At 44.8% G+C, this 15837-nt stretch carries 10 protein-coding genes; 4 read left to right on the plus strand and 6 right to left on the minus strand.

The annotated features are described in order from the left end of the window. Positions 1-3: 3 nt before the first annotated feature. The 5 genes from DDR33_RS17200 to secA all read right to left on the minus strand — a co-directional run bounded on the left by DDR33_RS17200 (position 4) and on the right by secA (position 7979). A complete protein-coding gene (locus tag DDR33_RS17200) occupies positions 4-366 on the minus strand; it encodes a YraN family protein (RefSeq protein ID WP_109417036.1) in 363 nt (120 codons plus the stop codon). Further along, a complete protein-coding gene (gene dnaG / locus DDR33_RS17205) occupies positions 366-2288 on the minus strand; it encodes a DNA primase (protein ID WP_109417037.1) in 1923 nt (640 codons plus the stop codon). The genes DDR33_RS17200 and dnaG overlap by 1 nt, the downstream gene beginning before the upstream one ends. A gap of 113 nt (positions 2289-2401) precedes the next feature. Continuing rightward, complete coding sequence (locus DDR33_RS17210; RefSeq protein WP_109417038.1) at positions 2402-3343, minus strand: hypothetical protein; 942 nt, start codon at positions 3341-3343, stop codon at positions 2402-2404. 135 nt (positions 3344-3478) lie between these two features. Then, positions 3479-4663, minus strand: coding sequence for a M20 metallopeptidase family protein (locus DDR33_RS17215; RefSeq protein ID WP_109417039.1), 1185 nt, complete (start codon positions 4661-4663; stop codon positions 3479-3481). 4 nt (positions 4664-4667) lie between these two features. Beyond that, the gene (secA, locus tag DDR33_RS17220) at positions 4668-7979 is read right to left on the minus strand and encodes a preprotein translocase subunit SecA (protein ID WP_109417040.1); all 3312 of its coding nucleotides are present in this window, start codon (positions 7977-7979) and stop codon (positions 4668-4670) included. Between the two features lie 204 nt (positions 7980-8183). Between secA and purD the strand changes: the two genes are divergently transcribed. After that, positions 8184-9455 (plus strand): phosphoribosylamine--glycine ligase, encoded by a 1272-nt coding sequence (gene purD / locus DDR33_RS17225; protein WP_109417041.1) that lies wholly within the window; start codon positions 8184-8186, stop codon positions 9453-9455. A 187-nt stretch (positions 9456-9642) separates the two neighbouring features. Here purD and DDR33_RS17230 read toward each other — a convergent pair whose 3' ends face one another. Beyond that, positions 9643-10782 carry an AhpC/TSA family protein gene (locus tag DDR33_RS17230; protein WP_109417042.1) on the minus strand — a complete coding sequence of 380 codons (1140 nt, stop codon included), beginning with the start codon at positions 10780-10782 and terminating at the stop codon, positions 9643-9645. Between the two features lie 146 nt (positions 10783-10928). On the opposite strand from DDR33_RS17230, the gene DDR33_RS17235 reads away from it, so the two are divergent. The 3 genes from DDR33_RS17235 (at position 10929) to DDR33_RS17245 (ending at position 15770) form a co-directional block, all read left to right on the plus strand. Beyond that, positions 10929-12173, plus strand: coding sequence for a thioredoxin family protein (locus DDR33_RS17235; RefSeq protein ID WP_158280782.1), 1245 nt, complete (start codon positions 10929-10931; stop codon positions 12171-12173). A 258-nt stretch (positions 12174-12431) separates the two neighbouring features. Beyond that, a complete protein-coding gene (locus tag DDR33_RS17240) occupies positions 12432-13535 on the plus strand; it encodes a DUF2891 domain-containing protein (protein ID WP_109417044.1) in 1104 nt (367 codons plus the stop codon). 147 nt (positions 13536-13682) lie between these two features. Beyond that, the gene (locus DDR33_RS17245; RefSeq protein ID WP_109417045.1) at positions 13683-15770 is read left to right on the plus strand and encodes an LTA synthase family protein; all 2088 of its coding nucleotides are present in this window, start codon (positions 13683-13685) and stop codon (positions 15768-15770) included. Positions 15771-15837: the final 67 nt, after the last annotated feature.

Raw genomic sequence — 15837 nt, forward strand, 5'->3', positions numbered from 1 at the left:
CTATTAAAAGTCCCAAAACGCATCCTCAATATGCCTCACTGTATACCTTCCCCTCATATCAAAAAGCACCGACACAATATCAAAGCGGATTTCCCCCTTATACTGAGCCTGATAAATATATCCCTCAGCAGCCCATTGAAGCCTTCTTTGCTTCGAAGGCGACACAAACTCTTCAGGTTGTCCAAAATCAGTCGAGCTGCGGGTTTTTACTTCCACAAATATGATGTAACGATCATAAGCAGCGATGATATCCACCTCCGCCTTTCCGTAAAGCCAGTTAGTATGAAGAATTCTGAACCCCTTGTCCATCAGGAACTGGGCTGCTATCGCCTCTCCCCTATGTCCAAGATCGTTATGAACAGCCATTATTTGACAATTACAGAGCCAAGGAAGGCAGAAATACCTTTTTCCACCTCCTTCACTCTCAGATATCGTTGCATCAGGATCGCCTGATTCGCCTCATCCTTTTCCTCCTGGATCTCATCCATAATCGATTTCAGGATCTGCTCTACCTTTCTCTTTTTCAAATGAAAGATCCCGCCAAGAATAGTAGCACGCATATTTTCAGTCTCATTCTTCACATAGATCTTCCTCTTCGCAAACCAGTTTTCACTCAGCACATATGGAGAAGAAAACATCGATACAGCCAGCTCAGCTACTTTCGGATCCTCATGCTGTATGAACTCATGGGAGGCAGGGAGTTCCCCCTTCTCCATTCTTTTATTATATTCTTCAATAATATATCGGCAAACAGGATTATCAAAGGTAACATCCGCCAGGTTCGCAATGATATAAGGAGCTATATAAGTATCCGTGATGCCATCCCAGTGCACAAGTTCATGCCCGTAATTCAGCAGCAGCCTGACGATCTCTTTTTCCTGGTACTCATCTTCCTCCTTTTTTACGCCCCCCACTTCGTCCGGATACATAAGGTCAGGGGGCGGGAGAGGCTCAGGAGCATCCTGCCTGCTATCTTTCTTCGCTTTTCCCAGCCGCAGCTTATTAAGCTCCGTTATCAGGATCCGCTCCTCCATCTGCAGGAGATTACTGCATTCACTGATAAAAACGGAAGCTTTAATACTATCCGGGATCTTAGCGATACTTTCTACAACATCATGTATCACGCCTGCCTTCTTTATTGGGTCTCCGGCAGCGTCCTTTAAAAGAATTGACGTTTTAAAGAGGATGAAATCCTTCTGGTTTTTATCGATATAAGCCTTGAATTCATTGCTCCCAATCTGCCTCACATAAGAGTCCGGATCATGGCCATCCGGAAAAAGAACCACTTTTACATTCAGCCCCTCCTCCAGGATCATATCCAGGCCTCTCAGGGAAGCTTTGATCCCCGCTGCATCACCGTCATAAAGAATAGTGATATTCTTCGTAAAACGGCCAATCAGCCTCACCTGCTCGGTGGTCAGTGAAGTACCTGAAGAAGCAACCACATTCTCAATTCCTGCCTGATGAACCGAAAGCACATCTGCATAACCCTCTACCAGGTAACAATTATCCAGGTCTTTGATGGACTTCTTGGCAAAGAACAGACCATACAGAACATTAGACTTGTGATAGATCTCGCTTTCGGGAGAATTGACGTATTTAGGGATTGATTTATCAGTCTTCAGCGTACGTCCGCCAAATCCAATAACCCTCCCTGTAAAATTGTGAATAGGGAACATCACACGTGCACGAAATCTGTCGTACATCCTTCCCTTATCATTTTTTATCGTCAATCCGGTTTCCGTAAGATATTCTTCCTTGAAACCCTCAGAAATTGCCTTTTGAGTGAGCGCGTCCCATGATTCGGGAGAATAACCCAGCTCAAATTTCTTCAGAATATCATCCCTGAACCCTCTTTCCCTGAAATAGCTTAAGCCTATAGTTTTGCCCTCGTCAGACTCCCACATCGTGTCGCTAAAGAATTTTGCAGCCCGGCCCGATAACACATACAAGCTTTCCCGTCTTGTATCTGCCTCCTGCTGCTCCGGCGATTGCTGGATCTCCTCTATTTCGATATGATATTTAGCCGCAAGATATTTAAGAGCCTCCGGATAAGAGTACTTTTCATGATCCATAATGAACCGGACTGAATCGCCTCCTTTGCCACACCCAAAACACTTATAAATACCCTTTCCGGGGGCAACATGGAAGGAAGGAGTTTTCTCATTATGGAATGGGCAAAGCCCGATCATACTTGTCCCCCGTCTCTTCAGGCCAACAAAATCGCCAACAACCTCCTCAATACGTGCGGCCTCCAATATCTTTTCTACGGTTTCCTTAGCGATCATAAAGAATTATAAGAGATTTCAAACTTAGAAAAATGCTTCAAGATAACTGCTTTTTCAGTAAACTTTCCTGGCTCTTTGCTTTTGAGAAGCAAATTCACAAATAAAAAAGAGAACTACTTCTCTTTCTTATACCCTTTGTGGAGGATAAGAAAACTGGCGCGCTCCTCCTTCTTAAAGGGGACGTCCCAATTTCCCTGGTAGCTGATCTTAGTTGGCAGGAGAGTCTCTCCGTCATCAAAATATCCCATCTCGATATTCATCTTCACATCAAAATCAAATGCCAGATTTCCGTACTTCATATCTACTGAACGGCCCAGGATCTCAAATGTCCGCTTATCAAAAGTTGTATTCAATTCCCTGATCATGATGCCATCTTTTGTCCATGAAGACAGATCCGGTTTCATTTTAACCTTAAACGTATAAACAGGGATTGAATCAAGATAGGTACCACTAAAAAAAGAATAATCGTAATACTGCCTCATATTGGCACTGAAGATCTGCGTCTTATTCCCGATGAAAGGAACACCTTTTATTGGCCTGCCCGGGCTGAACAGTAAGGTTTTCAGCTTATCCTTATAAGACTCATTACTTCCCCCCTTTCCCTTCCCTCCGGCCGGGTCCGAAGCAACAAAGTCAGAGTTATAAGCATTCATAAAAATGTAGTCGAACATCTCTACAGTATACAATTGGTATTTTCCGTTCCTCTTAAATAATTTTCCGCTGTCCTGTTTTACCAGGTACTGCATTTTATAAGGGCCTTTATTATTATGAAAGATCTTTCTGTAGATCTTCCCCTCTGTCCGGTTTTTCTTATCGTAAGTGTAGATTCGGTTCTCAGCAGTAAAACTATAACGTTTCATTTGCCTGAAAGCCTCATAAAAACTCGTATCGCTTACTATTTTATTAATGAACGCCTGAACATTTATCCGTTCCGCCTTGATGTTCACAGCCGAATCCAGCCTGACTGTAAGCACGGTATCCGGATTAAACCGCTTCACCTGCTGTCCAAAGCAAACATTCACAATTGCAAAAAGGAATAAGAATATATATCTCATATTTTGGCAATCAGCTATTAGCTATCAGTAACCGGATTCGGATTTAAGCAATCAGCGTTTCCAGGTAGTTTTAACTTATTATTATCAAATATCAATTTTACCGGGCATTTATATGCCACGGGCACTTTGCAGATCTTAATTCCCCAGCCTTTTCAACGCAATATAAGCCATAAGTCCGGTGCTTACTCCGAGAGCATTCTCATCAATATCAAAAGTGGAGGTATGGACAGAAGAGGTAATTCCGCGTTCTTCATTGCGTATCCCGAGCCTGTAGAAACAGGCATCTGCTACCTGTGAATAATAAGCAAAGTCTTCTGCAGCCATCCAGATATCAAGATCAAGAACATTCTCTTTGCCAAGATAATCCTCGGCGTATTCCCTTACAAGGCCAGTGAGCTTTTCCTCATTGACAAGGAATGGATATCCGTTCATAACATTAAATTCGCAGCTTCCCCCCATACTTTCTGCTATGCCCTCTGCAATTTTCTTCATGCGCTTATGAGCCTCAGCACGCCAGGTTTCATCCAGCGTTCTGAAAGTTCCTTCCATATAAACCTCATCCGGAATAACATTTGTAGCGCCGTTCGCGATTACCTTTCCGAAAGACAATACGGTAGGCAGCTTGGGATCCGCTATCCTGCTGACCACCTGTTGAAGAGCGACTATAATGTGCGCTGCAATCAGCACAGGGTCTATATTCTGCTGAGGCTGCGCTCCATGTCCGCCCTTTCCCTTCACAGTAACATATAACTCGTCTGTAGAAGCCATGTACTTTCCAGACCGGATTCCTATCTTGCCCGCATCAATGAGCGGCATGACATGCTGTCCGATAACGGCATCAGGAGCAGGATTTTCAAGCACGCCCTCCCTGATCATGATACTGGCACCTCCGGGAAGTTTCTCCTCGGCAGGCTGAAAGATCAGCTTCACAGTCCCCCCGAACTCACTTCTCAAAAACTGTAAGATCCTCGCAGTACCCAATAGAGAAGAGGTATGAACATCGTGTCCGCACGCATGCATCACGCCGGGATTCCGGGATTTATACGAAACATCGTTAGCCTCCGTAATCGGAAGCGCATCCATATCTGCCCTGAGTGCGACAACTGCATCTGATGGCTTTTCGCCTCTTATCAATCCGACAACTCCTGTATCAGCCATCGGTTCCCAGCTGATCCCAAGTTCATCAAGATAAGCTTTTATATAAGCAGAAGTCTGATATTCCTGAAAAGAAAGCTCAGGATTGGAATGCAAAAAACGGCGATGAGTAATCACATCGCCGTGTATTTTCCCGGATAACTCCCGGATCTTTTCTTTTAACATGTCATTATTCTAAACCAGCCCCGTGACAGTTCTTATATTTTTTCCCGCTTCCGCAAGGACATGGGTCATTTCTTCCTACTTTGTGTTCATTTCTCACAGGCATCTGCTTCTGCAGTTCCCGGGTATCATCAACAGGAATCCCGCTTCCGTCTCCTGAAACTGATGCAAGCTGCGGCTTTGAAACTTTCAGATTAGAAAGATCCTGCTTAGGCTGAGGTCTTGCCTCCCTGACTTCTTCAGACTGCTGAACAGGTATTCCTCCCTTAAACAGGAAGCTTACAATATCCTTATTGACGGAAACAAGCATCTGTTTGAACAAATTGAACGCCTCCATCTTATAGATCACAAGAGGGTCTTTCTGTTCGTACACGGCATTCTGAACAGACTGTTTCAGTTCGTCCATATCGCGAAGATGTTCCTTCCACGCATCATCGATCAACGCCAGTACCACTGTCTTCTCAAATGCTCTAAATACTTCGCGGCCCTGAGTTTCAACAGCCTTCTTCAGACCCGCAGATACCTGGATTCCTCTCATGCCATCCGTGAACGGAACGATGATATTTTCGATAAACTCTCCGCGCTCACCATATACCTGCTGAAGTACGGGAAGAGCTTGCTGCGCAATTGCTTCCGTCTTACGGGCATAATATTCCGTCACCTTCTCAAAAACGATATCAGCTAACTTAGAGATCGAGGAATCAGAAAATACCTTTTCATCAATCTCTGCATCCATGGAGAAAATACGGATGATCTCAAGCTGAAAGCCTTCGAAATTCCCGGTTTCCTTATATTCTGTAACGATATCCTCTACGGTATCATAGAACGTATTATTCAGGTCAACTTCCAGACGCTCGCCATACAACGCATTGCGGCGTTTTGCATAAACAACCGTACGCTGGGAGTTCATTACGTCATCATACTCAAGCAGACGCTTACGGATGCCGAAGTTGTTCTCCTCAACTTTCCTTTGAGCCCGCTCGATTGAACGGGTAATCATAGAATGCTGGATCACCTCCCCTTCTTCAATACCCATCCGCAGCATGATATTTGCTATCCGCTCTGAACCAAACAGACGCATCAGGTTATCTTCCAGAGAAACGAAGAACTGGGAAGAACCCGGGTCCCCCTGACGTCCGGCGCGACCACGCAACTGACGGTCTACACGACGCGATTCATGTCTTTCAGTACCAACAATTGCCAAACCTCCGGCCTCCTTCACACCCGGCCCCAGCTTAATGTCGGTACCACGTCCAGCCATATTAGTCGCAATCGTTACAGTCCCTGCCTTACCAGCTTCCGCAACGATATCGGCCTCTTTCTGATGGAGCTTCGCATTCAGTACGTTATGCCTGATCCCGCGAAGCTTCAGCATCCTGCTTAAAAGCTCTGAAATTTCCACCGAAGTCGTACCAACAAGAACAGGTCTTCCGGCCTCCGTTAATGCTGTGATCTCGTCAACCACTGCATTATATTTTTCACGCATCGTCCGGTATACCTTATCCTCCATATCCTTACGCTGAGTAACAACATTGGTAGGGATCTCAACCACGTCAAGTTTGTAGATTTGCCACAACTCACCCGCTTCGGTTACAGCAGTTCCGGTCATCCCCGCAAGCTTATGATACATCCTGAAATAATTCTGGAGAGTAATAGTAGCATAAGTCTGAGTAGCATCTTCCACCTTCACATTTTCTTTCGCCTCTATCGCCTGGTGCAAACCGTCTGAGTAACGGCGGCCTTCCATGATACGGCCTGTCTGCTCATCAACGATCTTCACTTTTCCTTCGTCAATGATATACTCAATATCTCTCTCGAACAGGGTATATGCCTTTAGTAACTGGTTAACCGAGTGGATACGCTCCGACTTAACTGAAAAGTCGCGCATCAACTCATCCTTACGCGCTATTTTCTCCTCTGCTGTCAAAGATGATTTCTCAATCTCAGCAATTTCAGTGCCCACATCCGGCATCACAAAGAAACCCTGATCTTCCCCCGAAACCGTGATCAGTTCAATGCCCTTCTCTGTAAGTTCTACCTGGTTGTTCTTTTCGTCAATAACAAAGAAAAGTTCCGCATCAGCCTTTGGCATTTCTTTCGACTGGTCCTGAAGGTGATAATTCTCGCTCTTCATCAGGATCTGCTTAATTCCCGGTTCGCTCAGATACTTAATCAGTGCCTTATTTTTGGGAAGTCCGCGATGAGCACGAAGCAATGCCAGCCCTCCTTCAGTAGCTCCGGTCTTGCCTTCTTTAATTAACTTTTTCGCATCATTCAGCACATTGGTAACATAGTTCCTCTGAACATTTACCAACCGCTCGATCCTTGGTTTGAGCTCATAAAATTCATGCTCATCTCCCCGCGGAATAGGTCCGGAAATAATCAAAGGGGTACGGGCATCGTCAATTAATACCGAGTCCACCTCATCCACCATAGCAAAGTGCAGCTTCCGCTGTACCTGGTTCTCGGGAGCAAGCGTCATGTTGTCCCTCAGGTAGTCGAAACCGAACTCGTTGTTTGTACCGAAGATGATATCAGCCAGATAAGCTTTTCTCCTGGCTTCCGAATTAGGCTGATGTTTATCAATACAATCCACCTTCAGTCCGTGGAACTCAAATAAAGGCCCATTCCACTCAGAGTCACGACGGGCAAGGTAATCATTCACAGTAACGATATGAACTCCTTGTCCGGAAAGAGCATTCAGGTAAGCAGGCAATGTCCCCACAAGAGTTTTTCCTTCCCCCGTAGCCATTTCCGAGATCTTACCCTGGTGCAATACAATACCGCCGATTAGCTGAACATCATAATGAACCATATTCCAGGTAACAGTTGTACCGGCAGCAGTCCAGGTGTTGTGAAACACTGCTTTATCTCCATGGATCTCGACATTGGGCTTCCGGGAAGCCAGTTCACGGTCATATTCACTAGCCGTAACTTCAATAGTCGTATTCTCAGTAAACCTCCGGGCAGTTTCTTTCACGACTGCAAAAGCTTCCGGAAGGATTTCCATTAATACCTTTTCCAACTCCTTATCACGGTCCTTGCCCAGCTTGTCTATCTGGTCATAGATCGCTGTCTTATCATTCACAGATAACTCGAGGTCGTCTGCTTTCGTTTTTAAAGAAGCAACTTCCGCATCAATCTCAGCAAGTGCCTCCCTGATACGCGTTTTAAAGACTGTAGTTCTTTCACGCAACTCGTCATTGCTTAAGCCGTTAAGCTTAGAATATTCAGCTTTAATCTGCTCAACAATAGGCAAAATTTGTTTTATATCTCGTTCAGACTTACTTCCGAATAGTTTACTTAAAAATCCTAACATTGTTTAACTAATAAATTCTATACTGCTCAATAACCACGCCACCCACAATTCAAAAAGACATTTTGGCATACAAGCGATCAAAATTAGTAAATTAAATACATAAAATAAGGTTTTCTCCACATTTCAACCCTGTATTTCGGAATTAGTTTTCTGATATCCTCCGCTGCTCTTTATCCTTTCACCTTTAACCTTATCTTTGCCCTTATGAACATTCTTTTACTTGGTTCTGGCGGAAGAGAAAGTGCTTTTGCCTGGAAGATAGCTCAAAGCCCTCTTTGTACCGGTCTGTTTATTGCCCCAGGCAACGCCGGAACAGGAACTTATGGAATAAATGTAAACCTTCAGGTTACTGATTTTCACGGGATAAAAAAGTTCGTACTTGATAACAGTATTTCGCTCGTTGTAGTCGGCCCCGAAGAACCACTTGTGAAGGGCATATATGACTATTTCAAGGCAGACGAACACCTGAGAAACATTCCCATCATCGGGCCCGGCCAGGAAGGAGCTCAACTGGAAGGAAGCAAGAACTTCTCAAAAGCGTTCATGCGCCGTCACTATATCCCTACAGCAGCTTCTTCATCATTCACAAAACAAAGTATCAATGATGGACTGGCATACCTTGAAACTCACAAGCTTCCTGTAGTATTAAAAGCAGACGGCCTTGCTGCCGGTAAAGGCGTGGTAATATGTCAAACGCAAGAGGAAGCACAAGCCGAGCTCATTGCAATGCTCGACGGAAAATTCGGCGAAGCCAGTAATACAGTGGTCATAGAAGAATTCCTAAGCGGAATTGAACTATCCGTTTTTGTCCTTACCGACGGACATTCATACAAAATACTTCCCGAAGCCAAAGACTACAAAAGAGTGGGAGAAGGAGATACCGGCCTGAACACAGGCGGTATGGGATCTATTTCCCCTGTACCTTTTGCCAGCCGGGAGTTCATGCAAAAAGTAGAAGACACCATCATAAAACCGACTATCGGCGGTTTAAAGATTGACAAGATCCACTATAAAGGGTTCATCTTCATAGGGCTGATGAATGTAGACGGTGAACCTTTCGTCATAGAGTATAACGTCCGGATGGGGGATCCCGAAACAGAAAGCGTAATGCCTCGCATTGAAAGCGACTTCGTCGAGCTCCTCCTGGGCGTTGCTAATGAAAACCTTGCACAGAAGGAACTGGTTATTTCTCCTAAAACTGCGGCGACTGTGATGCTTGTTTCCAGTGGATACCCAGGCAACTATCTCAAAGGAAAAGTGATTTCCGGCCTGGATAACATCCGGGGCTCACACGTTTTTCATGCAGGAACCACACTGGAAGACAGCCAGGTAAAAACATCCGGAGGGAGGGTGCTCGCAGTCACCGCTTTAGGTGATACCATGTTTGATGCTGTTCAGCAAGCCGTGGCCGATGCAGGCAGAGTCTATTACGACGGCCGTTATTTCCGTGCTGATATCGGATTTGACCTCCTTTAACGTATAATAAACGGGGAGCTCGTTCCTCACGAAAAGCTTCTTTCAGTAACTATATAAAGAGAAAGCCCCGCATCACGGGGCTTTCTCTTTATATAGTTACGTCCTAACACTTCTTCACATTCATGGCCGTGAATTCAGGATCCAAAAACTTCTTAATAATTTCTGTACATCTTGCAGGTCCCCGGGACTATTTTAGCAACTCAGCCAGCTTGCTATCCAGCTCATCTCCCCGCAGGTCCGATGCCACTATCTTGCCTGCAGGATCTATCAGAAAGTTTTTGGGAATAGCTTTTATTCCATACATCACAGCTACCGAATTGTTCCAGAACTTCAGATCAGAGACCTGTGTCCAGGTAAGACCATCATCCTTAATCGCCTTGAGCCATGCGTCCTTTCCATTTTCGCGATCCAGCGACACACCCAGCACTGTAAAGTTCTTGTCCTTATATTTATTGTAAGCCTTCACCACATTAGGGTTCTCCTGCCTGCAGGGGCCGCACCAGGATGCCCAAAAATCAAGCAGCACATACTTTCCTTTGAAATCAGACAGCTTTACTGGTTTCCCATTTACATCCTCTTGCGTAAAATCCATAGCCTGTACTCCAACAGCCGTCTTCTTGGCAGCCTGGAGCCCGGCTGACACTTCCTGTATAGATGCATTTCTTTGCAAGACTGGAGAAAGCTTGCCAATCAGAGACTCCATTTCAACCGGATCAGAGGATTCCTGGCTCAAACGCTGAATGGCCGAAACACTGACGAAACTCTCCGGATGAGCCTTAACAAATGCTTTTAAAACAGCATTCTGCTGTTCCCTGATCTGCTCAAACCGCGCCTGAAGCCCATTCCTGAATTCCTGCGCCTGCTGACGTTCAGGAGAAGCCGACCGGAACTCATTATTCAATGCCGCCAACTTTTCATTCATTGGCTTCAGTTGAGCCTGCAGCGCTTTATTATCGTTATTAACCTTTCCACTGACCTCAGCCTTCGACAGGGAATCAGAAGAAGACACCTTCACTTCCCCGCTCTCAATATAGAACCGGAGAATATCCGGGTTGCTGTTTGGACTGATGTTCTGGAGCCCTACCCCATTCCTGTCCATTACCAGGACAGCAGCCACAGCTTCAGGTACAGAACCTTCAAAAGAGAATTCTCCATTCTTCACCCCAGAAGAATCGGTAACGGGTTCATTCTGCCCCTTCGCATACATTAAATATACCTTAGCGGGCGAATTCAAATTGCCAACCCTTCCTTTAACTGTGTATTTCCCGTTTTGGGCAAACGCCAACGCCGGTAGCAACGCCAGTGTTAATAAACATTTTTGTTTCATCGAATAAATATATATTCTCAAACGCTGGTGAAAGAATCTTTAGTATTTTCAAATAAATTTATTGTACCTTAGAATAGCGAAAACAGCCACGACCGACGACGCCAATAATGCCTTCTGATGAGATTTCACCTCTAACTCTTAATAAAATGAAAAAGCTCTTAATCCTGGTTCCCCTTCTCCTGTGCTCCCTGACTTATGCACAGGAAAACAAAGGCATGCATTTTGAACATGCAGACTCCTGGTCAGAAATTAAAGCGAAAGCAAAGAAGGAAAACAAGTACATCTTTCTCGATGCCTTTACAACCTGGTGCGGGCCATGTAAATACATGTCCGCTAATATTTTCCCCATGGAAGAAGTAGGCACCTTCTACAATGCAAACTACATCAGCGTTAAAGTACAAATTGATTCCACTGCGGGTGACAACCCTGAAGTTCAGAAATGGAGGGCAGATGCGAAATATATCGCCAAAACGTATGAAATACGGGCCTATCCCACTTATCTCTTCTTCGACCCCAGCGGGGAACTGGTCCACCGGGCGGTAGGCTCTTCCGACGCTGCCACATTTATCAGCAAAGGGAAGGCGGCTTTAGATCCCTCAAAACAGTATTATACCCTTAAGCGACAGTATGAGACAGGAAAAAAAGATGCAGATTTTATACTTGCTCTTGTCAATGCTTCCATGGAAGCATACGACGAAGACTTTTCAGCAAAGGTGACAAATGAATATCTTTCGACACAGACCGATCTCACCACTCCAAAAAATATCCGGTTACTCTCCAGGTCCACGAAAAAAAGCACTGATCCCGGGTTTGCTGTATTCAGAAAGAATATGCCAAAGGTTGATTCCGTACTCGGAGAAGGCAGCGCAGTTTCTATGCTGAAAAGAATTGCATTAAGCGAAATGGTCTACCCCGCCCTATCCGGAAAAGATGCAATTATCGACTGGGCAGCACTGGAAACAAAACTCCAGGCAGCGTATCCTGAATTTGCCGCCAGCGATGTCATCCTCCCTTTAAAAGCACGATATTACCAGAGCAAAAAGAACTGGCCTGAGTTCAACAAAGCGGTGACAGCTTATTTAAATAAGTCCGGCGACAAGATAAACAATATGGAGCTCAACAACTTTGCGTGGACAGTCTTTGAAAACTGCAAAGATGGTGCCTGCGTGGAGGAAGCTCTCGCCTGGTCAAAGAAAAGCTTATCAGGAAAAGATGCGAAGAACCCAATGTTTATGGACACCTACGCAAATATCCTTTACAAAATGGGCAAAAAGAAGGAAGCTATTAAAATGCAGGAAGAAGCTCTGTTGGTATCCAACAACGATCCTAATATCAAAGCAACACTCGACAAAATGAAAGCGGGCGAAAAGACCTGGCAGGAAGAGGAATAATCACATGTAAATCAATCAAATGTAATTCTGTTGATAAGTTTCCACAACAGCAAAGCCTGGCTCTTATATATCCAGGCTTTGCTGATTCCCCTTCTTCTTCTGAGGCCGCATTCGGGGACCTCAAAACTGCAAACTCCAGTTCGGTCAATTCAAACACATAAGAGGTTATCCGGCAGCACCGTCCCATCCGGCTCCATACACTAATCTGATTTTTTTTGTTTCGCCTTTTCTTTAAACCTTAATTCTTAACTTAGCTCAATGATCCGCTTTTTTACCAAATCTATACTTCCAGCCCTCTTTTTTTCTTTTTCTAATATAGCTTCTGAAGCGCAGGAGACTCATTTTAAAATAGAAAAAGACAAGTATATACTTACCCGGGAAGGAGCTTCTCATCTGGCAGCCCTTCCCCTGAAATGTATGCAGCAGGAGTTTCCATACAAAACAGGGATTACCTTCTCCGACACATCTCTTCTCGGGAAACCACGGTCTTATCACCCGGCATTTTATGGGTGTTACGACTGGCACTCGAGCGTTCATGGACACTGGATGCTGATCCGGCTCCTGAAACTCTACCCCGGTCTTCCTGAAGCAGCACTAATAAGAGAAAAGCTAACGCAAAACCTCTCTGCAGACAATATAAACCAGGAGGTACAGATCTTCCGGTCAAAAGAAAACAAGGGATTTGAAAGGACATATGGTTGGGCCTGGCTCCTGCAATTGCAAAATGAGCTTCTCACGTGGAACGATCCCTTCGCAAAGCAGCTGGCAAATAATATGAAACCTCTCGCACAGCAATTATCTGTCATGTACCAGGAATACCTTCCAAAGATGGCATACCCGGTTCGCGTAGGGGAACATTCCAACCTGGCGTTCGGGCTGCGCCTGGCCTGGGATTATGCAGAAACCACGAATGACAACGGTCTGAAAAACGTTATTAAAGAAACAGCCCTCCGCTTTTATAAAAATGACGCCAATGCTCCGCTCGCGTGGGAACCCGGAGGATCAGACTTCCTGAGCCCAAGCCTGGAGGAAGCAGATCTTATGTGGCGCATTCTTTCACCCGCGGAGTATCAGACGTGGGTCGTTAAATTTCTTCCATCGCTGTTCACACCGCACATAGCCCTTGCCCCAGGCCAGGTAAAAGACCGCAGCGACGGCAAACTAGTTCATCTCGACGGACTTAATCTGAGCCGCGCATGGGATCTTTATGGCATCGCCAAACATGCTAAAAAGAACAAAACAGCTTTGATAAACCTCGCCAACACCCATTTAAAGGCTGCTTTGCAGCATGTTGCCAGCGGTGACTATATGGGAGAACACTGGCTGGCTTCTTTTGCAGTCTACGCATTGACAATGCAATAATCCATAGGGGAAATTTCCATTCTTAACTACATTTTACCTGGCCGGTATTACGTAAAGAAATTATTAACTAATTATAAACCTTTCACAGGAAATATTAAATTCGCACAATTTTGTTACAATTCAATTTCTATAGTAAGAACCTCGTCAATGCACGATAGATTTAACCAATTTTACAACAGTATTTATAAACTTTTTCAAATCTACATTTTTCAACTACTGATCTTTACCTGCTTCAGGATCTCTTTCATCATCCGTTTACACAATACAGATATCCTCAGATTGCCGGCAGATGCAGCCATGGCCTTTCTAAGAGGATTCCAGTACGATACAATGGTCATTAGTTATACCCTGGTGCTGCCATTTGCATTATGCCTTCCAATCCTGTTTACACCCGGAGGCCGGTACAGAACCTTCATAGAAAAAGTTATATGGGGCTTCTTCGGACTTTCCACAGCCATTTTTCTGCTCATTCTTTTCATTGACCAGTATTTCTACAACTATTTCCAGTCGCACATTAATATCCTGATCTTCGGACTTATTGACGACGATACAAAAGCGGTAATGTCTTCCGTTTGGTCAGATTATCCGATATGGAAAATCTTCACCATGTGGCTTTCTGTCATGACGGCTTATGTGTTCTTCATAAGAAGGATCAATAAAAAGAAAGAACTCAACATGAAATTACCGGTCTGGACCAGCACAATCGCGAGTCTCGCCCTCGTTGCAATACTTTTTTTAGGCATCAGACAATCACTTGGAATCTTCCCCCTTCAGCCCCACGATGCCGCAGTATCCTCCTGCAAATCAATAAACTTCCTGCCCATAAATGGCGTATACGCATTGAAAACATCCTTCTCTGAGAGAGAAAAAAGTGAAAATTTAAATACCTCGGCTAAGGCTATCCTGAAGCAGCTTGGATACGAACATGCAGCCCAGGCAGCAAGAGATTACTTTACAGGAAAAGAAGTACCGCAGCATCTTTCTGATGAAGAAGCACTCAAACTTCTTTTCCACACGACCAGGAAGAACGCATTTCTCAAAAAGAACCGCCCCAATGTAGTATTCGTCATGATGGAGAGTATGAGTAACTACAATATGAGCTTTGATTCAGACAGCACGGATCTCCTCGCCGGATTGAGAACACACTTCAAATCCGACCTGGTTTTCAGGAACTTTGTATCCGGAGGAACAACCACAATTCAAAGCCTTGAATTCCTGCTTGTCAACACACCGATCTGTCTCACCCAATCAAAATACAGGTTTCAGCCATTTCCTACAGGTGTGGCATATCCGTTCAAAAACTCAGGATACGAAACCAGCTTCCTTACCGGCGGAGAAACAACATGGAGAAACATCCACGAGATGGCTCCGCAACAGGGTTTCGAAAAATTATACGGTAAATACGACATCTATAACAGCATAAAGAATTCGGAGGGAAATAACTGGGGAGCGTATGACGAGTACCTATTCGACTTTGCATACAAAAAACTCTCGGACGGAGGAACAGAACCTAAATTCATGTTTATTCAGACTACAACCAACCACACACCTTTCATACTTCCTTCTTCTTACAAGCCCGGGGAGATCAAACTCACTTCCGCCGTTAGAAAAAGACTTCTGGTAAAGGAAGACCTCGCAGTAAAAAACCTCACAAGCCTTCAGTACGGAAATAACTGCCTTGGTGCATTTTTGAACAGGATAAAAAATTCTCCACTGGCAGAAAACACAATTGTCGTCGCTACAGGCGATCACAATAACCTGATGCTGTTTGATTTTGATGAATCGCAGCAACTTGCGCAGCGAAGCGTTCCTCTTTATATGTACATCCCACGCAGGTATCGTCCCGCTCAAACCGATACAGAAATATATGGCTCCCACAAAGACATCTTCCCTACCATTTACAACCTGGCACTTTCCGGATCAACTTACTACAGCGTAGGAAACGATTTATTTAACCTTTCAGATAAGTCAGTCTTTTTCGGAACAAACTTTAGCTCCTGTACAGCATTCAGCCCTGACGCTGCCGCAAACTTCAATAATTCCCCCATACTTTACGAAAGCAGGAGTAAGAACCTGATAAGGAACGATAAATACCACAACGCACAAACGCTTCTCAGGCGGGCACGAGCCCAGTATGCCCTGTCACTATTCGCAATAATGAGCTCCCTCTCGCCTGAACATTCCCCATCCGGTAATCAGCGTGCCAAACTCCCCCCTTCCAACTCTCAGCTTTAAAAACTCCGATACCCAACAACCCGGCCCCCAATTTTAAACTCTGAACTTTTAACTTTGCGCCTTCCCC

Origin of the sequence: Pararcticibacter amylolyticus (genome assembly GCF_003130405.1) — a bacterium.
Classification (GTDB): Bacteria; Bacteroidota; Bacteroidia; order Sphingobacteriales; family Sphingobacteriaceae; genus Arcticibacter; species Arcticibacter amylolyticus.